This is a genomic window from Cellulosimicrobium sp. 72-3 (assembly GCF_013127315.1).
In the GTDB taxonomy this organism is placed as follows: Bacteria; Actinomycetota; Actinomycetes; order Actinomycetales; family Cellulomonadaceae; genus Cellulosimicrobium; species Cellulosimicrobium funkei.
Genome location: NZ_CP053419.1, coordinates 3,936,263 through 3,960,132, shown reverse-complemented (window position 1 = coordinate 3,960,132; position 23,870 = coordinate 3,936,263). Strand labels below are relative to the sequence as shown.

Below are 23,870 nucleotides of genomic sequence, written 5' to 3'. Positions count from 1 at the left end.
GACGTGTGTTCCGCGACCGGAAGCGGTGACGTGTCCGTGAGGCGTTCGTGGAGACCGCCGGGTCACCAGCCCCAGTCGCCCCAGTCCCAGCCGCCCCCGCCGCCGTCCCCGTCACCGCCGTCGTTCCCGTTGCCGCCGCCGTTCCCGGGTCCGTTCCCCGGACGCTCCTCCTGCTCGCGCTCGTCCTGCTCCTTCTGGCGGTCGTCGAGCTCCTGCGAGCGCTTCGACGCGTCCTCCTCGGCCTGCGCGACGGCCTCCTCGCGCTCCGTGAGCTGGGCCGTCGCGGCGTCGAGCTCGGCACGCTGGGCGTCGAGGTCGGCCCGCTCGGACTCGAGCTGCTCGCGCTCCGCCGCGACCTCGCTCTGCACGCGCTGCGCCTCGGCCCGCTCGCGCTGCGCCTCGCCCTGCGCCGAGAGCGTGAGGCCGATGCCGACGAGCAGGCCGACCGCGACGCCCGCGAGGCCGACCGCCGTCGGGACGAGCCAGCGCCGCCCCCGCTCCGGCGCGTGGTCGCCGTCGTCGTCGGCCGCGGGCAGGGCGAGCGGCCCCACCGGGACGACGCCGGACCGCCCGGCCCGGGCCGGGACCGTCGGGGCTGCACCCGGGGTGGCGGACGGCGTCGGGCGCGCGGCGGGCGCAGGCGTCGCCGGGCGGGCGGCCGGGCCGGGCGACGGGCGCGCGGCCGGGTCGTCGAGCATCCCGCCGAGCGCGGGCAGGATCATCGTCGAGCTCGCCACGGGGTGGTCCTCCACGGCGCCCGGGATTGGCGGGGCGGCCGGGACGGCGGCCGCGACGCGCGTCGCGTCGGCCTCGGGACCGACCGCCGGGGTCGCGCCCGACGAGCGGGCGCGCAACGACCGTCGGGTCGGCGCGCCGGACCCGACGGGCAGCGGCTCGGTGCTGCGCAGGACGGGCGCCTCCGGGGGCGGCACGGGCCCGGGCGCGGGAGCGGCGTCGTCGGCCCAGAACACCCACCCGGGCGGGGGCGGCGGCCAGGACGGGTCCGGGTGCCACTCGGTCGTCGGGGTGAAGCCCGCGGGCACGGGCCACCCCGGCGGCGGGACGAAGCGCACGGCCATGGGTCCTCCTTCGGTGGCGCCCGCCGCGCGGGGGCGGGGGCGCCGGGAGCCGCGGGGCTCCCGGTCCGGCGTGGACGTGCCGCGGCGACGTCCGACGACGACGTCCGGGCGGGACGTCCGACGGGAACAGTAGGGGAGCCCCGCCCGTCGGCACGAATCGCCGCATCCCGGGCACGGGTCGGCCGGGGAGCGGCGGGCGGGGCCGCCGGGGGCGGGCGGGCGGGCGGTGGAGTGTGGTCGGCGGGGGGCCGGTGGGTCGTCGGTGGGTGCGGCGGTGCGGGTGGGTGGTGCGGAGGGGTGGCGCGGACGCGTGGGTGGCCGCTGGTAGAACGGACGCAGACCGACGGACGGTCGGCGGCGACGGCCGTCGGCGGCCGTCCCGAACCGGAGGTGTGCGTGTTCCTCGTCGACGAGCCGGTGCTGCGGGCCGCGACCGTGGCCGACCGGGCCGGTGCCGGCGCGGCGCCACCCCGCGAGCAGGCGCTCGTGCTGTCCGCGAGCGACCTCGTCGTCGCCGCGGACTGCGAGTACCGGCTCCTGTGCTGGCTCGACGAGCAGCTCGGGCGGACGCCCCGCCGCGACGAGGGCGACGACGCGATGCTCGCCCGCACGGCCGAGCTCGGCGCCCGGCACGAGCGCGCGGTGCTCGCGGGCTACGAGGCCGAGCACGGCCCGTTCGACCCGGCGACCGGCCGCGGCGTCGTGCACGTCGAGCCGCCGCGCGGCACCTCGTGGGACGAGCTCGTCGCCGCGCAGGCGCGCACGCTCGCCGCGGTCGAGGCGGGGGCGGACGTCGTGCACCAGGCCGCCTTCTTCGACGGCGCGTTCCACGGCCGGGCCGACTTCCTCGTGCGCACCGGCACGGACGACGCGGGCGCGGCGCGCTACGCCGTCGTGGACGCCAAGCTCGCGCGCCGGGCCAAGGTCCCCGCCCTGCTCCAGCTCGCGGCCTACGGCGACCAGCTCCTCGCCGCGGGCGTCCCCGTGGACCCGGACGTCTCGCTCGTCCTCGGCACGCGCGAGCGCACGTCGCACCGCCTGGCCGACCTGCTGCCCGTCTACCGGGACCGGCGCGAGCGGCTCGTGCGCCTGACGACCGAGCACGTCGCGCGCGAGGGGCGTGCCCCCTGGGACGACCCGGCGGTCCGCGCGTGCGGGCGCTGCGCCGACTGCCGCGCCCAGGTGGAGGCGCGCCGGGACGTGCTCCTCGTCGGTGGCGTGTACGAGTCGCAGCGCGCGGCCCTGCACGCGGCGGGGATCCGGACGATCGACGAGCTCGCCGCCGCGACCGACGAGACGCCGGTCCCGGCCGGGATGAGTCGGTCGACCTTCGCGCGCGTGCGGCGCCAGGCCGGGCTCCAGCTCGGCACCGGCCCGTCCGACGGCACGGTCGTGTGGGCCGACGCGTCCGGGCCCCGCGAGCTGTCGTGGCGCATCGACGACCCGGCGCCCGTGCTCGCCCTGCCGGAGCCGAGCCCGGGCGACCTCTTCTTCGACTTCGAGGGCGACCCGCTGTGGACGGACGCCGGCGGCACGAGCTGGGGGATCGACTACCTGTTCGGGTGGGTCGAGCGCCCGGCGACGCCCGAGGACCGGCCGCCGTTCCACGCCCTGTGGGCGCACGACCTCGCGGCGGAGCGGGACGCGCTCGTCGCGTTCGTCGACCACGTCAACGCGCGCCGCCGCGTCCACCCCGACCTGCACGTCTACCACTACGCCGACTACGAGCGCGCGCACCTGCTCGCGATCGCCGCGCGGCACGGCGTCTACGAGGAGGAGGTCGACGACCTCCTGCGCGACGGCGTCCTCGTCGACCTGTACGCCGTCGTGCGGCAGGCGCTGCACGTGTCCGACCGCTCGCGGTCCATCAAGAAGCTCGAGCCGCTCTACATGGGCGACGAGCTGCGCACCGGCGACGTGACCACGGGCGCCGCGTCCGTCGTCGCGTACGCCGAGTACACCGCCCTGCGCGACGCGGGCCGCAGCGAGGAGGCGGCCGAGCTCCTGCAGGGGATCGCGGACTACAACCGGTACGACTGCGTGTCGACGCTGCGCCTCGCCGCGTGGCTGCGCGAGGCGGCCGCGGCGGTCGCCGGGACCGCGGGTCGCGACGCCGATGCCGCGGCCACGACGGCTGGCACGGCCACGACTGCTGGCACGGCCACGACGACCGGCGTGGCGGCGGGCCCGGGCGCCGCGAGCGCCGCGGCTGCCACGACCGGTGCGCTCGCCGAGACCGAGACCGAGACCGAGACCGGGGCGGGGGAGCGCGAGCGGTCCTCCGCGGTGCTGCTGGAGGAGGAGATCCGGCAGGCCGTCGGCGAGGACCGCGCGCGGCGCACGGCGGACGAGCAGGCTCTCGCGATGTACGGGGCGGCGGCCGGGTACCACCGGCGCGAGGCCAAGCCGTTCTGGCACGAGCACTACTCCCGCCTCGCGCTCCCGCCCGACGAGTGGCTGGGGCGGCGGAACGCGTTCCTCGTCGAGCAGGCCGAGGTCGTCTCGGGGTGGGAGGTCGAGCCGGGGCGGCGCACGTGGTCCCGGCGCCTCGCGCTCGTCGGACGGCTGCCCGAGGGCAGCGACCTGCGCGTGGGCGTCGCCCCGTTCGTGCTCTACGACCCGCCCCTGCCGCCGTGCGCCCGCACGGCCGTCGACGGCGTGCGGGGCTGGCTCACCGGCGGGGTGATCCTCGACGCCGGGCGCCGCGCGACGCCGGCGGGCGAGCGCGACGTGCTGGTGGTGCGCGAGCAGCTCCCGACGAGCGCGGAACCGTTCGACGCGACCCCGGTCGCGCTCACCCCGTCGCCGGGGCCGGGCACGAAGCCGCTCGAGGCCGCGACCGAGGAGGCCGCGCGCCGCGCCCTCGCCACGTGGCGGGCCACGGGCTCGCTCCCGCAGGACGCCGCGACCGACCTGCTGCTGCGCCGGCCGCCGCGCCTCGTGCCCGCCGGTCCGGCCGCACCCGACGTCGCCCCGGGCGGAGCCGCCGCAGCCGACGGCGTCGGCAGCGTGACGGGCGGCGCGCTGCCGCCCGTCGCGGACGACGTCGTCGACGCGGTCACGGCGGCCGTCGAGCGGCTCGACGACTCGTACCTCGCGGTGCAGGGCCCGCCCGGGACGGGCAAGACGTACGTCGGTGCGCGGGTCGTGGCGCGGCTCGTCGCGCAGGGGTGGCGCGTCGGCGTCGTCGCGCAGTCCCACGCCGTGGTCGAGAACCTGCTGCGCGCGGTCGTGCTCGGCGCGGGGGTGCCGCGCGAGCTCGTCGCGAAGAAGCTCGCGACGGACGGGCCGTCGCCGCGCGCCGTGTACGCCGAGCTCGACGGCGCCCACCTCGCCGCGTTCGCGACCGAGCCGGGGCCGCGGGTCGTCGGCGGCACCGCGTGGGACTTCGCCGCCGAACGGCTGCCCGCGGGCACGCTCGACCTGCTCGTCGTCGACGAGGCGGGCCAGTTCTCGCTCGCGAGCACGGTCGCGGTCGCGCGGGCGGCCCGCCGCCTGCTCCTGCTCGGCGACCCGCAGCAGCTCCCGCAGGTCAGCAAGGGCCGCCACCCCGAGCCCGTCGACCGCTCGGCGCTCGCCTGGCTCGCCGACGGCCACGGCGTGCTGCCCCCCGAGCGCGGCTACTTCCTCGCCACCACGTGGCGCCTGCACCCGGACCTCGCCGCGGCGGTCTCGACGCTCTCCTACGAGGACCGGCTGCGCGCGCACCCGCTCGCCGCGGCCCGCCGCCTCGACGGCGTCGCGCCCGGCGTGCGGCAGGTGCTCGTGGAGCACGCGGGCAGCACCGTGCGCTCGACGGAGGAGGCGGCCGAGGTCGTGCGCCAGGTCGCGGACGTCCTCGGCCGGTCCTGGACGACGACGGTCGACGGCGTCGCGCACGAGCGTCCGCTCGGGCAGGGCGACGTGCTCGTCGTCGCCCCGTACAACGCGCAGGTGTGGGCGGTGCGTGGTGCCCTGCGCGACGCGGGCTACCCGGACGTCGAGGTCGGGACGGTCGACCGGTTCCAGGGCAAGGAGGCTCCGGTCGTCATCCTCACGCTCGCGGCGTCGTCCGGGCACGAGGCGTCGCGCGGGCTCGGGTTCCTGCTGTCCCGGAACCGCCTCAACGTCGCGGTGTCGCGCGCCCAGTGGAGCGCGGTCGTCGTGCGCTCGCCCGGGCTCACCGACACGCTGCCCCGCTCGGCCCGCGGTCTGGAGGAGCTCGGCGCCTTCCTGGCCCTCACGTCCTGACGGGCGGCGGTGCCCGGCCGCGGGGCCACCGGAACCGTGCACACCGGAAGCCCTCGCCGGAGCATCCGGCCGGAACCGTGCACACCGGAAGCACCCGCCGGAGCCTCCGGCCGGAACCGTCCGCACCGGAAGCACCCGCCGGAACCACGGGCCGGTGCGCGTCGTTGGTCGGGGAGTGAGCCGTACCCGGCCACGACCCCGGCGCGAGCGCACCGCTCGGCGCCCCCACCCCCGGAGGACGACCCATGGGATTCCTGGACCGGCTCCTCGGCCGCGAGCCGCGAGACGACGGCGGCGCGCCGCAGCACACGGGCCCCTACGGCGCCCAGCCCCCGACGCAGCCCGCGAACCCCTACCCGACGCAGTACCCGGCCCAGCAGCCCGCGTACGGCAGCGCCCCGCAGGACGCTCGGCCCGCGGCCGGGCAGCGTACGCCGGACCAGGTGGCGATCGACCGCTACCGCTACCTGCTGCGCACCGCCCCGCCGGACGCCGTCGAGCAGGCGCACGCCGAGGCCTTCGCGCGGCTCACGCCGGAGCAGCGCCGGCAGGTGCTCGCCGAGCTCGGTGAGCAGGTCCCGGCGGGCGAGCGGGCGACGTCGGACGCCCCGCAGGACCTCGCACGCATGGCGACGCGGGCCGAGATGCGGCAGCCCGGGACGCTGGAGCGCACGTTCGCGGGCCGGGGCCAGACGGGCCCCGGGTTCGGCGCGATGGTCGGGTCCAGCCTGCTGGGCACGATCGCGGGCGTCGTCATCGGGTCCGCCGTCGCGAACGCCCTGTTCGGGCCCGCGTTCGCCGACCCGAGCCAGCCCGTGGCCGAGGACGCGGCCGCCGGCGAGGACCCGGGCGCCGGCGAAGACCCGGGCGCCGCCGAGGGTGGCGCTGACGGCGGCGCCGTCGAGGCGTCGGGCGGGGACCCCGCGGGCGGTACCGACGGCGGCTTCGACGGCGGCGGCTTCGACGACTTCGGCGGCTTCGGCGAGTTCTGAGGCCCCCCGCCTCGCTGCCCGGAACGCACGAGTGCCCCCGACCGGAGGGTCGGGGGCACTCGAGGAACGATCGATCGGTGCGGCGAGCCGCTACCGAGGAGATCGGGTCAGACGGGGCGGATGTTCTCCGCCTGCGGGCCCTTCGGGCCCTGCGTCACGTCGAACTCGACGCGCTGGTTCTCCTCCAGCGTGCGGAAGCCCTGCGACTGGATCGCGGAGTAGTGCGCGAACACGTCGGCCGAGCCGTCCTCGGGGGCGATGAAGCCGTAGCCCTTCTCGCTGTTGAACCACTTCACGGTTCCGGTAGCCATTGTTACTCCTTCAAGAGTGTGGAAACACCCCCCGCGGGCGCAGGGGAGTACATCACGGTGTTCGTCGTCAACTCTTGGGTAACAAGGTCCGCCGGGCACCCGCCGGGTGGCGGTCACGTCGACGCGAGGACAAGCGAGGCACTGCAATCTCGGAGACAACCGTACATGGTAGGCCCCCTCTTGGCCATGGGTTGCCGCGAGCTGTTGTGCCGACCCCCGCGGCGTCCGCGGTGGCGGGTGCCGGGAGCGCGCGGGGAGGCGCCCGGAAGGTCCCCGGGCGCTCCCCGTGAGGTGCCCGGAGAGCGTCGCCGGGGAGCGCGTCGAGGGCTCAGAACGGGACGTTCGTACCGTTCACGGAACGAAACGAGACCCTTGCGTTACGAGTCGGTAACAACTCCCTGCGTCCCACGAAACCCGATCCGCCTACGTTCGCGTCACCCAGGAACGCGGAGGCGCCCCCTCCCGCGGATTCGTGGGTCCGGAGCCCTCCGAGATGCCGCGGAGGGCTCCGGACGGCGCGACCGCGGGGAGGTTTCGTCCCCGGGTGACCTGTGTCACTATTCAGCACGCAATTCAGTGTTGAATTCAGCGATCGACCGCGGAGAGAGGCGGCTTGGCTGCCTCCGCGGGGATCAGGACCACGGAGGTTGGCATGCATCGCACAGCACGACGGGCGAGCGGGGGTGCCGCCCTGCTCCTCGCGGCCACCCTCGTCCTCACCGCCTGCGGTCCCCAGTCCCAGGGCGGCGGCGACGAGACGACCGGGACGTCGACCGAGACCGACGACGGCGGCGGCTCGGCCGACCTGAGCATCGTCCCGTCGGTCCAGATCGACATCGACGGCGCCGAGGTCGAGGCCACCGCGGCCGGCAACCCGGCGGACCCCGCCGGTGACGGCAGCGCCGAGTGCGCCGAGGGCACCTCGATCGCGGTCGCCGGAGCTCTGACGGGCCCGAACGCCGCGCTCGGCCTCAACATCCAGTACGGCGCCCAGGTCGCCGTGGACGCGTTCAACGAGGCGAACCCGGGCTGCCAGGTCACGCTCAAGCCGTTCGACACCGAGGGCGACCCGCAGAAGGCGACCCAGGTCGCGCCGCAGATCGTCGGCGACGCGAGCGTGCTCGGTCTGCTCGGCCCCGCGTTCTCGGGCGAGACGGCCGCCACGGGCGACGTGTTCAACCAGGCGGGCCTGCTGTCGCTCACGGCGTCGGCGACCAACCCCGACCTCACGACGAACGGCTGGACGAACTTCTTCCGCGGTCTCGCCAACGACGCCGTCCAGGGCCCGTCGGTCGCGAAGTACCTCGTCAACACGAAGGACTTCGGCAGCGTCTGCGTCGTCTCCGACAACTCGGACTACGGCATCGGCCTCGCCCAGCAGATCACCGAGGGCCTGGGCGACGCCGCGAACGAGGACTGCGCCGCCGAGGTGAAGACCGGCGACAAGGACTTCTCGGCCGCCGTCCAGATCATCTCCGGCGCCGACGCGGACGCCGTCTTCTACGCCGGCTACTACGCGGAGGCCGCGCCGTTCGTGCAGGGCCTGCGCGACGGCGGCGTCGACATCCCGTTCGTCTCGGCGGACGGCACGAACGACCCGCAGTTCGTCTCGCAGGCGGGTGCCGCGTCGAAGGGCGCGATCCTCTCCTGCCCGTGCGGCCCGGCCCCGGAGGACTTCGCGGCCACCTACGAGGAGACGAACGGCCAGGCGCCGGGCGTGTACTCGGTCGAGGGCTACGACCTCGCGACGATCATGCTCACGGGCATCGCCTCGGGCGTGACCGACCGTGCGGGCCTGATCGACTACGTGGCGAACTACTCCGGTGAGGGCCTGGCCCGCGCCTACGAGTGGGACGACACGGGCGAGCTCGCCTCGGCGCTCATCTGGATCTACGAGGTCCAGTAGTCCGACGACGACGGGCGCCCCGCCCCGACGTCCCCGCCCCGCGCGGGGACCGGTCGGCGGGGCGCCCGTCGTGGACCACGACCTCGTACCCCAGAGAACGAACCAGGGAGCGTCATGCCCGCTCTTGCTGACGCGCTGATGCACAGCGCGACCGCCGGCCCCCTCGTCCACCAGTCCCTCATCGACTTCAACATCGCGGGCCTCGCCCGGAACTTCTGGGGCCTCACCATCGAAGGCCTCACCTACGGCGCGATCTACGCGCTCGTCGCCGTCGGCTACACGCTCGTCTACGGCGTGCTGCGGCTCATCAACTTCGCCCACTCCGAGGTCTTCATGCTCGGCATGTTCGGGCAGTACGCGACGCTCATGCTGCTCGGCTTCTACCCGAGCGGGAACGCGTACGACAAGGGCATCGCCCTGACGGTGCTCTACCTCGGCATCGCGATGCTCGGCGGGATGCTCGTCGCGGGCGGTGCCGCCGTCGGGCTGGAACGCGTGGCGTACCGGCCGCTGCGACGGCGCGGCGCACCGGCGCTCGTCTTCCTCATCACCGCGATCGGGATGTCGTTCATCATCCAGGAGTTCGTGCACTTCGTGCTGCCGAAGCTCACGGGCGGCACGCTCGGCGGCGTCAACGCGCAGCAGCCGATCCGGCTCGTCCAGCCCGAGGTGCAGTTCACGATCGGCGGCGCGCCGGTCACGAACATCACGCTCGTCATCATCCTGTCGGCGCTGGTCCTCGCGCTCGCGACGGACATGTTCATCAACCGGACGAAGTTCGGCCGCGGCATCCGCGCCGTCGCGCAGGACCCGGTGACCGCGACCCTCATGGGCGTCTCGCGCGAGCGCGTCATCATGCTGACGTTCCTCATCGGCGGCATCCTCGCCGGTGCGGCCGCGCTGCTCTACACGCTGCGCGTGCCGAACGGGATCATCTACTCCGGCGGCTTCATCCTCGGCATCAAGGCGTTCTGCGCCGCGGTGCTCGGCGGCATCGGCAACCTGCGCGGCGCGCTGCTCGGTGGCCTGCTGCTCGGCGTCATGGAGAACTACGGCCAGGTCGTGTTCGGCACGGAGTGGCGCGACGTGGTCGCGTTCGCGCTCCTCATCATCGTCCTGATGTTCCGCCCGACGGGCATCCTCGGGGAGTCGCTGGGGAGGGCCCGCGCATGAGCACCTCGACACCTGCACCCGGCCCCGCGCCCGACGGCGGTCGCCCCACCGCGATGCCGCCCGCCGGCCGCGTCGCGACGAAGGACCGGCCGCACAGCGGCGTCGGCGACCGGCTGCGCCTGTGGTGGGACGCCCAGGCCCGGCCCACGCAGTGGGCGATCGGCGTCCCGTTCCTGATCTTCCTGGCGCTCGTGCCGATCCTCAACATCCCGGTGCTCACCACGGTGGGCACCAACTTCGGCGGGGTGATGGCGCAGTTCGGCATGATCGCGCTCATCGCCATCGGCCTCAACGTCGTGGTGGGCCAGGCCGGCCTGCTCGACCTCGGCTACGTCGGCTTCTACGCCATCGGCGCGTACACGGTCGCGATCCTCACGAGCCCCGACAGCCCGTGGAACCAGACCGACGAGTGGCTGTCGAAGGACTGGGCGTGGCTCGCGGCGCTGCCGATCGCGGTCGCGATCACGTCGTTGTCCGGGCTGATCCTCGGCTCGCCGACGCTGCGCCTGCGCGGCGACTACCTCGCCATCGTCACGCTCGGCTTCGGCGAGATCGTCCGCCTCCTCGCAGACAACCTCGACGAGCTGACGGGCGGCGGCCAGGGCCTGCGCGGCGTCGCCTACCCCCGGGTGGGCGTCACGGAGGAGCTGCCCAACGGCGTCTTCTCCGCGGGGAACGCCGCGGGCACGCTCAACTCGGGCGTGTGGTGGTACTGGCTGAGCCTCGTGTTCATCGTCATCTCGCTGCTGCTCGTGGGGAACCTGGAGCGCTCGCGCGTCGGGCGCGCCTGGGTCGCGATCCGCGAGGACGAGGACGCGGCCGAGATCATGGGCGTCCCCACGTTCCGCTTCAAGCTGTGGGCGTTCGTCATCGGTGCGTCGATCGGCGGTGTCGCGGGCGCGCTCTACGCCGGGCAGGTCCAGTTCGTCATCCCGACGAACTTCAACGTCATCAACTCCGTGCTCTTCCTGTGCGCCGTCGTGCTCGGCGGCCAGGGGAACAAGCTCGGGGTGATCCTCGGCGCGTTCATCATCGTGTACCTGCCGAACTTCTTCCTCGGCCGCACGGAGCTGTTCGGCATCCCGATCAACGGCAACGAGATCGCGAGCTACCGGTACCTGTTCTTCGGGATCGCGCTGGTCGTGCTCATGATCTTCCGTCCGCAAGGGCTCCTCCCCGTCCGGCAGAAGCTCCTCGCCTACGGGCGCGAGCTCTACGTCGCCGCGCGACGCGCGGCGCAGGCCGTCACGCGGGGCGGGTCCGACGACGGCGCCCGCCCGGGCTCCCCGGCGGTCGCCACGGCGTCGGGCGGCTCCCGCGCGTCGCGCGCGACGGGCACGACGACCGGGACCGGCGCAGACGGCACCACGACCGGGGAGGAGACCCGATGAGCACCCACGACCCCGGCGGCATCGGCGCGGGCGGCGAGCACGGCGACGAGCACCTCGCGTCGTCGGGCCGCGCCGACTCCTCGCGTGCCGACCTGTACATGCCCGGAGCCGTCCTCGAGGAGCCGGCGGTCGTCGACGTCGCAGACGTGCGCCCCGAGCTCGCCAACCCCGAGCTCGTCGACGCGATGGTCGCGCCCGACCGCACGGTCCACGCGCGCGTCGGCGAGCCGCTGCTCCAGATGCAGAACGTCACGGTCCAGTTCGGCGGCCTCGTCGCGCTCGACGACGTGACGTTCGACATCCGGCGCGGCGAGATCCTCGGGCTCATCGGCCCGAACGGCGCGGGCAAGACGACCGCGTTCAACGCGATGACGGGCGTCTACCGGCCCACCCAGGGGCAGGTCGTCTTCGACGGCTCCCCGGTGGGCAAGCTCAAGCGCTACCGGATCACGCAGCGCGGCATCGCCCGCACGTTCCAGAACATCCGCCTGTTCAACGAGATGACGGCGCTGGAGAACGTCGTCGTCGGGTCGGACGCGCGGCACCGCACGTCGGTCCCCGGCGCGCTGCTGCGCACGCCGCGGCACCGGCGCGAGGAGCGGGACGCGATCGACCGGGCGCTCGCGCTGCTCGAGTTCGTGGGCGTCGGCGGGCGCGCGACGGAGAAGGCGCGCAACCTCTCGTACGGCGACCAGCGCCGGCTCGAGATCGCGCGGGCCCTGGCGACCGAGCCGAAGCTGCTGTGCCTCGACGAGCCGGCGGCCGGCTTCAACCCGGCGGAGAAGGAGTCCCTCATGGACCTCATCCGCCACATCCGCGACGACGGGTACACCGTGCTGCTCATCGAGCACGACATGCGCCTCGTGCGCGGGGTGACCGACCGGATCGTCGTGCTCGAGTTCGGGCGCGTCATCGCGGACGGCACGCCGGACGAGGTCACGAACGACCCCAAGGTCGTCGCGGCGTACCTCGGCGTGCCCGACGAGGAGCTGGCCGGCCCGGACGGCGTCGGGCCCGCGGCCCCCACCACCGAAGGAGGCAGCGGCCATGCCCCTGCTTGAGCTGCAGGACATGACGGTCGCCTACGGGCGCATCGAGGCCGTGCGCGGCATCTCGATCACCGTCGAGGAGGGCGAGCTCGTCACCCTCATCGGGGCCAACGGCGCCGGGAAGACCACGACGATGCGCGCCATCTCGGGCATCCGCCCGGTGGCGCGCGGCAAGGTGCTCTTCGACGGCAAGGACATCACGAAGATGAAGGCGCACCTGCGCGTGCTCGAGGGCATCGTGCAGGCGCCCGAGGGCCGCGGCATCTTCCCCGGGATGACGGTCGTCGAGAACCTGGAGATGGGCGCGTACGCGCGCACGTTCGCGTCGAAGGCCGAGCACGACGAGACGGTCGAGCGCGTCTTCGACCTCTTCCCCCGGCTCGCGGAGCGCAAGGAGCAGGTGGGCGGCACCATGTCGGGCGGCGAGCAGCAGATGCTCGCGATCGGGCGCGCGCTCATGGCCCGGCCGCGGCTGCTGCTCCTCGACGAGCCGTCGATGGGGCTCGCGCCCATGGTCATCCAGCAGATCTTCCGCATCGTGTCGGAGATCAACGCGCAGGGGACGACGGTGCTGCTCGTCGAGCAGAACGCGCAGCAGGCGCTGTCGCGCTCGCACCGCGCGTACGTGCTCGAGACGGGTGAGGTCGTGCGCAGCGGCGGCGGGCGCGAGCTGCTCGCGGACTCGAGCATCAAGGAGGCGTACCTCGGCGTCGCGTGACGGGCACGCCGTCCCGGCCGGACGCGCCTCCGGGCGGGTCCGCCCGGGTCGGGCGCGGCCGGGGGCGGTCCGGCCTGGTTAGGCGCGCCCAGGGGCGGGCCCGGCCGGGGGCGGGTCCGCCGCCGGGCGCGCTGCCCTAGGCTGGCCGCGTGCCGCTCCGACGACGTGACGCCCGGGACCGACTGACCTTCGAGCTGGTCGAGTCCGACGACGTCGACGCGGACGACGACGCCCTCGGCGGCCCGGGCCTGGCCTCGCCGGGCGGGCCGCGCGGCGTGCCGTCCGGCGCGACGGGGGGCACGACCTGGACGCCGGGCGCGACGGCGGGCGTCCGTGCCGCCCTCGGGGCGACGGACGGTCCCGCGGGACCCGACGGCCCGCCCGGGCGTGCGTCGGTCGACGACGACCCGGCCGAGAACGACCCGGCAGAGCGCGACCCGGCGGAGAGCGACCCGGCGGAGAGCGACCCGGCCGAGGGTGGACCGGCCGAGGGTGGACCGCCCCGGCGGGGACGGCTTGCGGCGGTCGTCGCGGGGGTCGCGGCGGGGGTTGCGCTCGTGCTGGGCGGCATGCTCGCGGTCGACGCGTGGCAGGGCCGTGCCGACGTGGAGCGGCTGCGGGCCGCGCCCGGCGGCCTGGAGCCGCTGCCCGACGCGCCCGTCGAGCGCTGGACGGCCGACGTCGAGGTCTCCAACGGGCTCGCGCTCCTGCCCGGGGCGGTCGTGACGGTCGAGGACGGGACCGCCGTCGCCCGCTCGCTCGACGACGGGGCGGAGCGCTGGCGCGTCGATGTCGGCACCCACGCGTCGTGCGGCGGCCAGCTGCTGTGGTCGCTGCCCTTCGGCGAGCCCGCCTCGACGCTCGCCTGCGTGGCGCCGGTGTCGGACGCCGTCGGCCTCGGCGGCGAGACCGACCTGCAGTTCGATCCCGCGACCGGCCGCGTCCTCGCGTCGGACTGGGCGGTCACGGTGCTCGCCGCGGACGGCGAGGTGCTCGGGCGCCGCGACACGACGTCCGACGGCGGCACGCCCGCACCCGGGCCCGGCGGCACGATCCTCCGGGCCGAGCGCGTCGGCGAGGTGCCGGCGGGCGACGGCGCGGTCGTCGAGCAGGACCCGACCACCGGGGAGGTCGCCGACCTCCCGACCGGACGACCCGCCGTCGTCCGCGTCGAGGACGCGCTCACGGGTGACGTCCGGTGGGAGGCCGATGTGCCGTTCGTCGCGGGGGCCGGGCAGTGCGTCGAGTGGGCCGAGACCGAGGGCACGGAGACGGTCCGTGCGCAGCTCGAGAACCTGTGGGCGGCGTCCGAGACCCACCTCGTCCGTGTGGAGGGCTGCGGCGTCACGGCCTGGTTCACGCCCGGTGGCGAACGGCTCGACGAGGTCGGCGACCCGCTCGACGGTGTCGTGGCGCTCGCCGACGGCACGTACTACCGCGACCCGAGAGGCAACGGGAACGGCTGGGGCTTCACATCAGCGGGCGATCCGGGTGGTGCGAGGCACGCGATCCTCGGGGCGGACGGAGCCGTGCGCTGGGAGCCGCCCGGCCCGCTCCTCGTACCGCGCTCGACCGACGGCTCGGACGCCCCGCTGCTCGCCCGGTACGAGGGGGAGCTCGTCGCGTTCGACGGTGACGGCAGCGAGCTGTGGCGCTCGTCGGAGGTGGTGGCGCCCGAGGCGGTGCTCGTCGCCACGCACGACACGGTCGTCGTGTCCGGGGGTTCCAGCACGGGCTGGATGACCGGGCTCGACGCGACCTCGGGGACGGTGCGCTGGTCCCTCGACCGCGAGACGGTCGAGGCCGCGGGCGGCGGGAGCGTCAGCTGGATGGACACCGCCTACACGGACGGGCGGCGCGCGATCCTGCTCGCCTACCAAGACGACGGGCGGACGGACCTCCTCGCGATCGACCTCGCCGACGGTCACGTCGCGTGGTCCGGTGGTGTCGGGCCGGAGGAGGGCTCCTGGCCCGTTCCCCTCCAGGGCCGGCTCCTGCGGATCGGGCAGTCGGAGATCGCCCGGCTCGGTTGACGACCGGCCTACGCTGAGGGGGTGCCGCTCCGACGGGGAGACGGCGGCGACGGCCGCCGGACGTTCGAGCTCGTCGACACGGCCGGGGTCGACGACGACCTCGACCTCCTCGACGCGCCGCACCCGGTGCTGCTCGGCGGACCGCACGCCGTGCCGCGCGGCACGACCCTTCCACCGCCTCCCGGAGCGTCGGCGCCCGAGGCGTCGGGTCCGGGGGCGCTTCCGCCAGGGGCTCTGCCCGGACCGCCAGGGGCGCCGCGCGTGCCCGGCCGCCGCCGCCGGGTCGTGGCCGCGGCGGTCGCGACCGGGGTGGTCGTGCTCGTCGTCGGCGGGATGCTCGTCGTCGACGCCGCGACGAGCCGGGACGCGCAGGAGCGGCTGGAGACGGCGCGCGGCGCGGTCCGCGCGCTCGACGCCGCCCCGACGGAGCAGTGGCGCGCCCCTGCCGCGGCGGACCGCGGGACGGCCTTCCTCCCGGGCCTGCTCGTCACCGTGGACGGCGACGAGGCGGTCGCGCTCGACCTCGACACGGGCGCCGAGGCGTGGCGCGTGCCGGTCGGCGGCGACGAGGCCGTGTGCGGGTCGTGGAGCCCGTGGGAGCGGTCGGCCGTGCCGTCGCGCACGGTGGTGTGCGTCGCCGGGTCGGGGGTCGCGCCGTCCTGGTACGACGTCAGCCCGCCGCCCCGGCCGGGGGAGGGCACGGCGACCGTGACGGTGCTCGACGCCCGCGGGCGGGTCGTGGGGCAGCGGCAGGCGCAGACGGCGGGGGCGCTGCTGGTCCCCGGCCCGGACGGTGGCCTCGTGCGGGCCGAGCGCGTCGGCGAGCCGGGCGAGCCGAGCGGTGCCCCTGTCGCCGTCGACCCCGGTGCGGGCGAGTCCGTCGACGGCGTCGCGGGGCGGGACGTCGTCGTGACGCTCGAGGACGCCGCCACGGGCGCGGTGCGCTGGCGGCGCGAGCTGCCGTTCCAGGACGTCCCGTGGTCGTGCACGTCGTGGGACGCCGAGACCGGCGGGGAGGACGTCGACCCGGAGCGGCTGCTGCTCGTCGCGACGGAGACCCTGGTCGACGTGGGCGGGTGCGGCGTCGCGGCGTCGTTCCTGCCGGACGGCGAGCGGCTCGACGACCCGGACGCCCCGACCGACGGCGCGGTCCCGCTCGCGGGCGGGCGGTTCCTCGTCGACGCGGACCGGCAGGGGTCGGACGGCGCGCTGCGCGCCGACCGCGTGCTCGACCCGGACGGGACGCCGCTCCTCGACGTGCCGGGCGAGGTGCTGGACCCGCAGGCGACCGACGATCCCGCTCCGGGCGTGCTCCTCGTGCGCGACGGCATCGCCCTGCGCGCCTTCGACGAGCGGGGCGCGCGCCTGTGGACGTTCGACGGCGCCCGCGTGCCCGAGGCCGTGTACGTCGTCGCGGAGGGCACGGCCGTCGTCGGGACGGCGAGCACGGTCCTGGGGCTGGACGCGCTGTCGGGCGAGCAGACGTGGTCGCGGTTCGTCGACGACCTCGCGGGCGAGCGCGGTCACGGCGCCGTGGTGACGCAGGCGTTCACCGACGGGCGGTGCGCCTTCCTCGTGCTCGTCGACCCCGCGACCGGGGCGAGCTCGCGCGTCGTGGCGCTCGAGCTGTCGTCGGGGTCGGTCGTCTGGTCGGAGGACCTCGACGGCGGCTGGGGCGGGCTCCTCCCGGCGCAGGGCCGGCTCCTGCGCTGGGACGGGCAGTCGGTCGCCCTCCTCGGCTGAGGTGCACCGACGCTCACGCGCTGATGTCGTCGGGCTGCGGCACTACCCTGGCGAGATGCCCGACGACCTCACGCAGCCCGCCACGCCGTCTCCTCCCGAGCCCGAGGTGGCCGAGGCGCCCGAGACGCCGCAGGCGCCCGTCGCCCCCCGTCGTCCCGCACCGCGCACGCACCACGGCGAGACGGTCGACGACGACTACGAGTGGCTGCGGGACAAGGAGTCGCCCGAGGTCGTCGCGCACCTCGAGGCCGAGAACGCGTACACCGAGGCGCGCCTCACGCACCTCGAGCCGCTGCGCGAGCGGATCTTCGAGGAGATCAAGGCCCGCACGCTCGAGACGGACCTGTCCGTCCCGGTGCGCCAGGGCGCGCACTGGTACTACGCGCGCACGGTCGAGGGGTCGCAGTACCCGATCCGGGCCCGCGCCCCGATCGACGCGAGCCTCGGCAGCGACGCGCCGTCGGCCTGGGTGCCGCCCGTGCTGGAGCCGGGCGTGCCCGTGCCGGGCGAGCAGGTGCTCCTCGACGACAACGTCGAGGCCGAGGGCCACGAGTTCTTCTCGCTCGGGTCGTTCGACGTCTCGGCCGACGGGACGCGGCTCGCGTACGCGGTCGACGTCGTGGGCGACGAGCGCTACACGCTGCGGATCCGCGACCTGGAGTCCGGCACCGACCTCGTGGACGAGGTCCCGGGCACGTTCCCGGGCGCCGTCTTCTCCCCGGACGGGCGGTACGTGTTCTACCCGACGGTCGACGACGCGTGGCGGCCCTGGCGCGTGTGGCGCCACGAGGTGGGCACGCCCGCGACGCAGGACGTCGTCGTCTTCGAGGAGCCCGACGAGCGGTTCTGGGTCGGGGTGGGCGTCTCGCGCTCGCAGCGGTTCGTGCAGATCGACGTGGGCTCGAAGATCACGTCCGAGACGTGGCTGATCGACGCCGACGACCCGACGGGCGAGGCGCGAGTGGTCTGGCCGCGTCGCGAGGGCGTCGAGTACACGGTCGAGCACGCCGTCCTGCCGAGCACGTGGTTCCCGACCGCCGAGCACGCGGTCGGCGACCGTCCCGACGAGAATCCGGTCGCCGACCCCGTGCTCGGCGGGGCGGGGGAGCGGAGAGTGGGGGAGCAGCGGGACGTGCTGCTCGTCCTGCACAACGACGGCGCGGAGAACTTCGAGCTCGTCGTCACCGGTGCCGCTGACGTCTCGGCCGGGCCGGACGACGCGACCGTCGTCGTGCCGCACGACCCCGCGACCCGGCTCGAGGCCGTGGACGCGTTCGCCGGGCACCTCGTCGTCTCCTACCGGCGCGACGCGCTGTCGCGGGTCGGCGTGATCGACCTCGCGAGCCCCGAGCCGCCGCGGCCCGCGGGCCTGCCCACCCCGATCCGCACAGGAGACACACCGGCGCCCGCGACCGACCTCTGGCACGTGCACGAGGTCGCGTTCGACGAGCCGCTGTACACCGCCGCGCTCGGTGCGAACCCCGAGTGGGACCAGCCGAACGTCCGGCTGAGCTACACGAGCTTCGTCACGCCGTCGACCGTCTACGACCTGCGGGTCGAGACCGACGAGCTCACGCTCCTCAAGCAGCAGCCCGTGCTCGGCGGCTACGACGCCGCGGACTACGTGCAGCGCCGCGAGTGGGCCACGGCCGAGGACGGCACGCAGGTGCCGGTGTCGCTCGTGTGGCGGCGCGACGCCGTCGGGCTGGACGCGACGGGCACGGGCGCCGAGCCGGCGCCGCTCCTGCTGTACGGCTACGGGTCGTACGAGATCAGCATCGACCCGGGGTTCTCGATCTCACGACTGTCGCTGCTCGACCGCGGGGTCGTGTTCGCCGTCGCGCACGTGCGCGGCGGGGGCGAGATGGGGCGCCGCTGGTACGACGAGGGCAAGACGCTCGCCAAGCGCACCACCTTCACGGACTTCGTCGCGGTCGCGCGGCACCTCGTCGACGCCGGCTGGACGAGCCCCGAGCGGCTCGTCGCGCAGGGCGGCTCGGCGGGCGGCCTGCTCATGGGCGCGGTGACGAACCTCGCGCCCGAGCTCTTCGCGGGCGTGCTCGCGCAGGTGCCGTTCGTCGACGCGCTCACCTCGATCCTCGACCCGTCGCTCCCGCTCACCGTCGTCGAGTGGGACGAGTGGGGCGACCCGCTGCACGACCCCGACGTCTACCGGTACATGCGCACGTACACGCCGTACGAGAACGTGCCCGACGACGCGTCGCACTACCCGCGGATCCTCGCCGTGACGTCGTTCCACGACACGCGCGTGCTGTACGTCGAGCCCGCGAAGTGGGTCGCGCGGCTGCGCGCCGCGGGGGCGCCCGCGCTGCTGAAGATCGAGATGCACGCCGGGCACGGCGGGGTCTCGGGTCGCTACGAGGGCTGGCGCGAGGTCGCGTACGAGGACGCGTGGGTGCTCGACGTGCTCGGGCTGGCCGACCGGTGACGTGCCCGCGGGCGTGAGGCCGCAGGCGGAGGGGGAGCGATGACCGACGAGACCGTGACGCCCGACCCGCGGACGGCGCGCGACGCGACGCCGCCGGGGAGGGCCGTGCTGCTGCTGCGCCCGGTCGGGTACCTCGCCGTCGGGCTCGTGGGGACGGCCGTCGGGCTCGCCCTCCTGGGCCTGTACCTCGCGCCCGCGGTGTACGGGCTGCTCGCGCCGCCGGCGGACCAGGAGCCCTGGGCCGAGCTCGTCGCGTCGCCCGGCGCCGAGCTCGGGCGGCTCGCGGTCGTCGCGCCGGTCGCCGTGGTGCTCGCCGGCCCGGTCGCGTGGTACCTGGCGTGCGCCGTCTGGCCGCTCGCCGCGCTGGCGTTCGTGCACGCCGGGCGGGCGCTGCGGCCGTCGTCCCGGGACGACCGGCTGTCGTTCACGAGCCGGGTCGCGCCGGGCACGACGCTCGGGCCGCCCGTGCCCGGGCCGCTCCCCGTGCCCCTCCAGCCGCAGCGGCGCTCGCGGCTCACGGACACCCTCGTGCGCTTCGCCGTCTGCGGCTGGCACCCCGACCGCCGCGAGGCCGGGGCCGCGGTGCCGGCCGGCGTCGCGTGGGTGCTCGCGAGCGCGGGGGCGTCGACGGCGCTGCCGCCCGGCTGGCGGGTCGTGCTCGTCGTGGCCGCGGTCCCGTTCGCGCTGTGGTCCGTGGTCGCGCTGCGGCGCCGGTGGGTCTGGCGGTTCCACCGCGAGCGCGTGCGCGCGGCGCGGCGCGAGCGGTGGCTCGAGCGCCACGCCGACGGGTACGTGATGCGCGACGGCCCGCGCGTCGTCCGGTCGCGCCCGCAGTCGGCCGAGCACCGCGCACGCGTGGAGGCGGAGCGCGCCGCGGCCCGCGCCGAGCAGGACCGCCTCACGAGCCTGACGAGCGACGCCATCGGCGAGCGCCGCGAGGCGGTGCTCCGCGCCCGCCGCGAGCGCGAGCAGCACCAGAACGACGCCCCACGAGGAGACTGACCCCGCGAGGCCGCCGAGCATGGGGTTGTTGCCCGTCCGGCGTCGGGGACGGGCTGTGACCGCATGCTCGGCGGCGGGGGGTCAGACGGACTGCGGGCTGCCGCACTCCGCGCAGTAGCGCGCGGCCGCGGCGTTCTGGGTGCCGCACTCGCGGCACGCAGCCACCTGCGCCAGGCGCTCGCCGCACTCGGGGCAGAACTTGCCGCCGTCGACCTTCGCGTCGCACGCCGGGCACCGCGTGACGGCGGCCGTCCGCAGGTCCGCGCCGCCGACGAGGTCGGTCGTGCGGAGCTGCTCCTGGACCTGGTACCGGCGGGCCTCGGCCTGGAGCTGGGCGAGCTCCTCCACCTGCTTGGGCGAGCAGCGCACGCACTGCCCCACGGCGTCGTTCCAGCAGACCTCGTGGCACATCCAGTCGCCGCACCCGTGGCACTGACGGAACGCATCGCGCACCTCGCCGACGGCGGCGTCGAGCGCCTTGTCCTTCGCCGACGAGTTGGTCTGGCGGTCTGCGGCCCACGACCCCGCCGCGTAGGAGAGGTCGGCGACCTTGCCCCCGAAGAACCGGCCCGCCGCCTGGACGAGGCTGCTGCCCTTCGCGACGACGTCCGTCCGGTAGGCGGAGCGGTAGCCGTTGCCGCAGCGCTCGCACCGGAACTCGAACTGGTAGCCCCCGGCGTTCGACAGGTCGCGGACGTTGTCGGTGAAGGCGATGGGCGTGCTCATGGCGGGGACCTCGGTGGGCTCGTGGGGTCGGCGTCCCCGCAGGCCAGGCCCGCGGGAGGGGGGAGTCATGGGGATCCCGTGACCGCAGCGATGCTACCCACCGACCCTCGCCGTCCCGACGGATCACCCGGGTGAAATCGGGTCGACCGGCGGGCGCGCCGCGGCCGGGGGTTCAGGGGCGGACGAGGCGGAGCGGGGCGTCGGCGGTGCGGACCGTCACCGTCTGGCCCCACGAGGCGACGAGGCGGTCGTCCTCCACGCCGTCGCCGAACACGACGAGCCGGTCCGAGGCGACGGTGAGCGCGACGTCGGCCCCCTCCTCGACGACGCCCTCGGTGAGCGAGACGCCCGTCGCGGGCGACGGCCACGCCTCGCGGACGAACCAGCCGAGCCGGTGCTCGGTGCGCCCCGGGGCCCGCCGCCCGCCGCGGTCGTGCGCGAGCGACGCCCACCAGCCGGTCGCGCCCGTGCCCGTCGCGACGAGCACGCCCGACGACGACTGCCGCTCCTCACCTGCGCCGCAGCGCAGCGTGTAGCGCGCGCTCTGGTGGCTGGGGTGCCCGACGAACACCTCGTTGAGCGCGGTGAGGTGCTGGCCGTCGTCGAGGTCGGCGCGGACCATGGTGAGCGCGTCGACGGGCAGGAGCGCCACCCGGTCGGGCGCGCCGCCCGGCGCCTCGGTGTCGGCCCCGAGCCCGCGCAGGAGGGCCGTCGCCGCCGCGACCGGGTGCCGCACGAGGACGCCCGCGTTCACCCCGGGCTCCGGGTCGACGCCGAGGACCGGCTGGCCGTGCAGGTACTTCGCGACGTTCGCGACGAGGCCGTCCTGCCCTACGACCACCACCACGTCCTCGGGCGCGACGAGGAACCGCGACAGGTCCGCCCGCTCGACGTCGGCGCGCGCCCAGCCCGGGGGCAGGGCGGCCACGACGGCGTCGCGCGCGGCCGCGAGGGCGTCGTGCCGCGCCTGCACCTCGGCCAGCGACCGGCCGCGCGACCGGAGGAAGAACTCCGCCTGGCCGCGCGTCCCGTGCCGGTCCAGCAGGTCGTCGAGCTCGGTCCGCCGGTGCACGACGACGGCGCGTCGCCGGAGCATCGTCAGGCCGCCTTCCCGGTCGCCGTGGCGGGCGACCCGCCGTCGCGGCCGAGCCCGCGCGCCAGGGTCGACAGCACCCCGGTGAGCAGGTCGGGCGTGATGGTGAGGTTCTGCACGTCCGGCAGCGACCCGGCGGCCTCGCGCAGCGCGAGCGCGAGGAGCGTGCCCTGCCCGGCGCTCGCGTACACGTCCATGCGGGCCTGCTCGGCGGCGGCCTCGGCCGTGCCGACGACCCGCACCTGCTCCGCCTTCGCGTCGGTCGCGAGCTGGGCGCGCTCGGCGGTCGCGCGGGCGTCGACGAGGGCGGCGGCCGCCTTCTCCTCGGCCTCGCGCCGCGCGTTCGCGCCCTCCTGGGCGACGAGGCGCTCACGCCGGGTCGCGAGCTCGATCCTGCTCGCGAGCTCGTTCTCTGCGATCGCCCGCTCGCGCTCGACGGCGAGGGCCCGGCGCTCGTAGGTCGCGCGGTCGGCCTCGGCCTGCACGTGCTCGCGCGCGGGCGTCTGGAGCGCGCGCTCGACGTCCTTCTCCGGCCGCACGGCGAGCACCTGGACGCCGATGACGACGATGCCCGTCGTGGTGAGGCGCGGGTCGGTGGTCAGCGCCTCGGTGAGGACGTCGCGCACGCGCGGCACGCCGGTCGTCAGGGCGTCGGCGAGGGGCATCGCGGCGAGCGTGTCGGTGGCCCGGCTCTGCGCGAGGCGCCCGACGATGCTCGTCACCTGGTCGCGCCCCGCGGTGTTCGTCTCGCCGCTGCCCGGGTCGACCGCGAAGTCGAGGCGCTGCGAGACGGTCACCGGGTCGGCGAACCGGTACGTCACGCCGGCCTGCACGGTGACGTCCTGGTGGTCGGCGGTCACGGCGTGGAAGAAGACGGGGAGCTCCTGGTCGTCGACGGGGACCTCGGAGAGGACCGACGTCGTGGGCCGGAACCAGAACGCCTGACCGACGCCCTCGTGGGCAACCCGCCCGCGGCGCAGGTGCACGACGTGCCCGGTGGGGCTCCCGAGGAAGTGCCGCGTCCAGGGGTAGGTGCGGATGGTGGCCATGGTCGTCTCCGATCTATTGTCGTCAACCTGACGAAAACGAGCGTAGGTGCGCGTGCGGGTTCTCGTCAACCTGACGCGAATATGCGACGATGGGCCCATGGCCCCTCCCGCTGCCCAAGCACCGGACGTCCCGCCCGGCGCGGCCCTGCTGCCCGTCACGGTCGATGTCGTCGCGCTCACCGTGCGCGACGACGCGCTGCACGTGCTCCTCGTCGAGCGCGGCGTCGAGCCGTACCGCGGCGCGCTCGCGCTCCCCGGCGGGTTCGTGCTGCCGGGCGAGCGGCTCGCCCGCGCGGCGCGCCGCGAGCTCGCCGAGGAGACGGGCGTCCGGCCGCCCGGGCACCTGGAGCAGCTCCGTACCTACGGCCCGCTCGACCGCGACCCGCGCGGCCCGGTCCTCTCGGTCGCGTACCTCCTGCTCGCGCCCGAGTTCGGCGTCGTGCACGCCGGGTCCGACGCCGGGGGAGCGGCCTGGCACCCCGTCGAGCCCCTGCTCGGGGACGGGCCGGGGGCCGGCCTCGCGTTCGACCACGCGCGGATCCTCGCCGACGGCGTCGAGCGGGCCCGCGCCAAGCTCGAGTACTCCGCGCTCGCGACGGCGTTCTGCCCGCCCGAGTTCACCGTCGCCGACCTGCGGCGCGTCTACGAGGCCGTCTGGGGCGTGCGGCTCGACCCGCGGAACTTCTCCCGCAAGGCCACGACGACCGCCGGCTTCCTCGAGGACACGGGCCGCACGACGTCGGGCGGGACCGGGCGGCCCGCGGCGCTCTACCGGGCCGCGCGCCCGGCGCCGGGCCCGCAGCCGGGCGCCGGACCGGACGTCGCCGCGACCGACGTTGCCGCGCCCGACCCGGACGACGCCCCAGCGAGCGTGCCCGCGGTGCTCGACCCGCCCCTCATGCGCCCGCGTCGCTGACGGCGCGGCT

The 23,870-nt window shown here is 75.7% G+C and carries 17 protein-coding genes; 12 read left to right on the top strand and 5 right to left on the bottom strand.

Annotated elements, in window-relative coordinates:
• Positions 1 to 62: 62 nt before the first annotated feature.
• Positions 63 to 1,079, bottom strand: coding sequence for a hypothetical protein (locus HKK73_RS17615; RefSeq protein ID WP_085387111.1), 1,017 nt, complete (start codon positions 1,077 to 1,079; stop codon positions 63 to 65).
• 396 nt (positions 1,080 to 1,475) lie between these two features.
• Here HKK73_RS17615 and HKK73_RS17610 point away from each other — a divergent pair, with 396 nt between their 5' ends.
• Together HKK73_RS17610 and HKK73_RS17605 are read left to right on the top strand one after the other, a co-directional pair.
• Positions 1,476 to 5,309 carry a bifunctional RecB family nuclease/DEAD/DEAH box helicase gene (locus HKK73_RS17610; RefSeq protein ID WP_253705701.1) on the top strand — a complete coding sequence of 1,278 codons (3,834 nt, stop codon included), beginning with the start codon at positions 1,476 to 1,478 and terminating at the stop codon, positions 5,307 to 5,309.
• A 245-nt stretch (positions 5,310 to 5,554) separates the two neighbouring features.
• Entirely contained in the window at positions 5,555 to 6,301 is a 747-nt protein-coding gene (locus tag HKK73_RS17605; RefSeq protein ID WP_085387112.1) for a hypothetical protein, read from the top strand.
• A 107-nt stretch (positions 6,302 to 6,408) separates the two neighbouring features.
• Here the strand turns inward: HKK73_RS17605 and HKK73_RS17600 are convergent, their stop codons facing one another.
• Positions 6,409 to 6,612, bottom strand: a complete 204-nt coding sequence (locus tag HKK73_RS17600; RefSeq protein ID WP_009861351.1) for a cold-shock protein — start codon at positions 6,610 to 6,612, stop codon at positions 6,409 to 6,411.
• Positions 6,613 to 7,264: 652 nt separating this feature from the next.
• Here HKK73_RS17600 and HKK73_RS17595 point away from each other — a divergent pair.
• From HKK73_RS17595 to HKK73_RS17555, 9 genes are all read left to right on the top strand, one after another.
• Positions 7,265 to 8,518, top strand: coding sequence for a branched-chain amino acid ABC transporter substrate-binding protein (locus HKK73_RS17595; RefSeq protein ID WP_043657227.1), 1,254 nt, complete (start codon positions 7,265 to 7,267; stop codon positions 8,516 to 8,518).
• Positions 8,519 to 8,632: 114 nt separating this feature from the next.
• Positions 8,633 to 9,691 (top strand): branched-chain amino acid ABC transporter permease, encoded by a 1,059-nt coding sequence (locus HKK73_RS17590; protein WP_043657230.1) that lies wholly within the window; start codon positions 8,633 to 8,635, stop codon positions 9,689 to 9,691.
• Complete coding sequence (locus tag HKK73_RS17585; RefSeq protein WP_232322680.1) at positions 9,688 to 11,082, top strand: branched-chain amino acid ABC transporter permease; 1,395 nt, start codon at positions 9,688 to 9,690, stop codon at positions 11,080 to 11,082. The genes HKK73_RS17590 and HKK73_RS17585 overlap by 4 nt, the downstream gene beginning before the upstream one ends.
• Positions 11,079 to 12,143, top strand: coding sequence for an ABC transporter ATP-binding protein (locus HKK73_RS17580; protein ID WP_021483128.1), 1,065 nt, complete (start codon positions 11,079 to 11,081; stop codon positions 12,141 to 12,143). The genes HKK73_RS17585 and HKK73_RS17580 overlap by 4 nt, the downstream gene beginning before the upstream one ends.
• Positions 12,130 to 12,849 (top strand): ABC transporter ATP-binding protein, encoded by a 720-nt coding sequence (locus HKK73_RS17575; RefSeq protein WP_021483127.1) that lies wholly within the window; start codon positions 12,130 to 12,132, stop codon positions 12,847 to 12,849. The genes HKK73_RS17580 and HKK73_RS17575 overlap by 14 nt, the downstream gene beginning before the upstream one ends.
• 149 nt (positions 12,850 to 12,998) lie before the next feature.
• The gene (locus tag HKK73_RS17570; RefSeq protein WP_171468534.1) at positions 12,999 to 14,882 is read left to right on the top strand and encodes a PQQ-binding-like beta-propeller repeat protein; all 1,884 of its coding nucleotides are present in this window, start codon (positions 12,999 to 13,001) and stop codon (positions 14,880 to 14,882) included.
• Positions 14,883 to 14,903: 21 nt separating this feature from the next.
• Positions 14,904 to 16,625 (top strand): PQQ-binding-like beta-propeller repeat protein, encoded by a 1,722-nt coding sequence (locus HKK73_RS17565; protein WP_171468533.1) that lies wholly within the window; start codon positions 14,904 to 14,906, stop codon positions 16,623 to 16,625.
• Positions 16,626 to 16,680: 55 nt separating this feature from the next.
• On the top strand, positions 16,681 to 19,074 hold the full coding sequence (locus HKK73_RS17560) for a S9 family peptidase (protein ID WP_171468532.1): 2,394 nt from the start codon (positions 16,681 to 16,683) through the stop codon (positions 19,072 to 19,074).
• A gap of 39 nt (positions 19,075 to 19,113) precedes the next feature.
• Complete coding sequence (locus tag HKK73_RS17555; protein WP_171468531.1) at positions 19,114 to 20,076, top strand: hypothetical protein; 963 nt, start codon at positions 19,114 to 19,116, stop codon at positions 20,074 to 20,076.
• Positions 20,077 to 20,157: 81 nt separating this feature from the next.
• Here HKK73_RS17555 and HKK73_RS17550 read toward each other — a convergent pair whose 3' ends face one another.
• The 3 genes from HKK73_RS17550 to HKK73_RS17540 form a co-directional block, all read right to left on the bottom strand.
• Positions 20,158 to 20,802 carry a zinc ribbon domain-containing protein gene (locus HKK73_RS17550; protein ID WP_216608014.1) on the bottom strand — a complete coding sequence of 215 codons (645 nt, stop codon included), beginning with the start codon at positions 20,800 to 20,802 and terminating at the stop codon, positions 20,158 to 20,160.
• 172 nt (positions 20,803 to 20,974) lie between these two features.
• On the bottom strand, positions 20,975 to 21,898 hold the full coding sequence (locus tag HKK73_RS17545) for an inorganic polyphosphate kinase (RefSeq protein WP_043658143.1): 924 nt from the start codon (positions 21,896 to 21,898) through the stop codon (positions 20,975 to 20,977).
• A gap of 2 nt (positions 21,899 to 21,900) precedes the next feature.
• Positions 21,901 to 22,944: an SPFH domain-containing protein gene (locus tag HKK73_RS17540; RefSeq protein WP_171468530.1), complete on the bottom strand. Its 1,044-nt coding sequence runs from the start codon at positions 22,942 to 22,944 to the stop codon at positions 21,901 to 21,903.
• A 97-nt stretch (positions 22,945 to 23,041) separates the two neighbouring features.
• Here HKK73_RS17540 and HKK73_RS17535 point away from each other — a divergent pair, with 97 nt between their 5' ends.
• Positions 23,042 to 23,860: an NUDIX domain-containing protein gene (locus tag HKK73_RS17535; protein WP_171468529.1), complete on the top strand. Its 819-nt coding sequence runs from the start codon at positions 23,042 to 23,044 to the stop codon at positions 23,858 to 23,860.
• Positions 23,861 to 23,870: the final 10 nt, after the last annotated feature.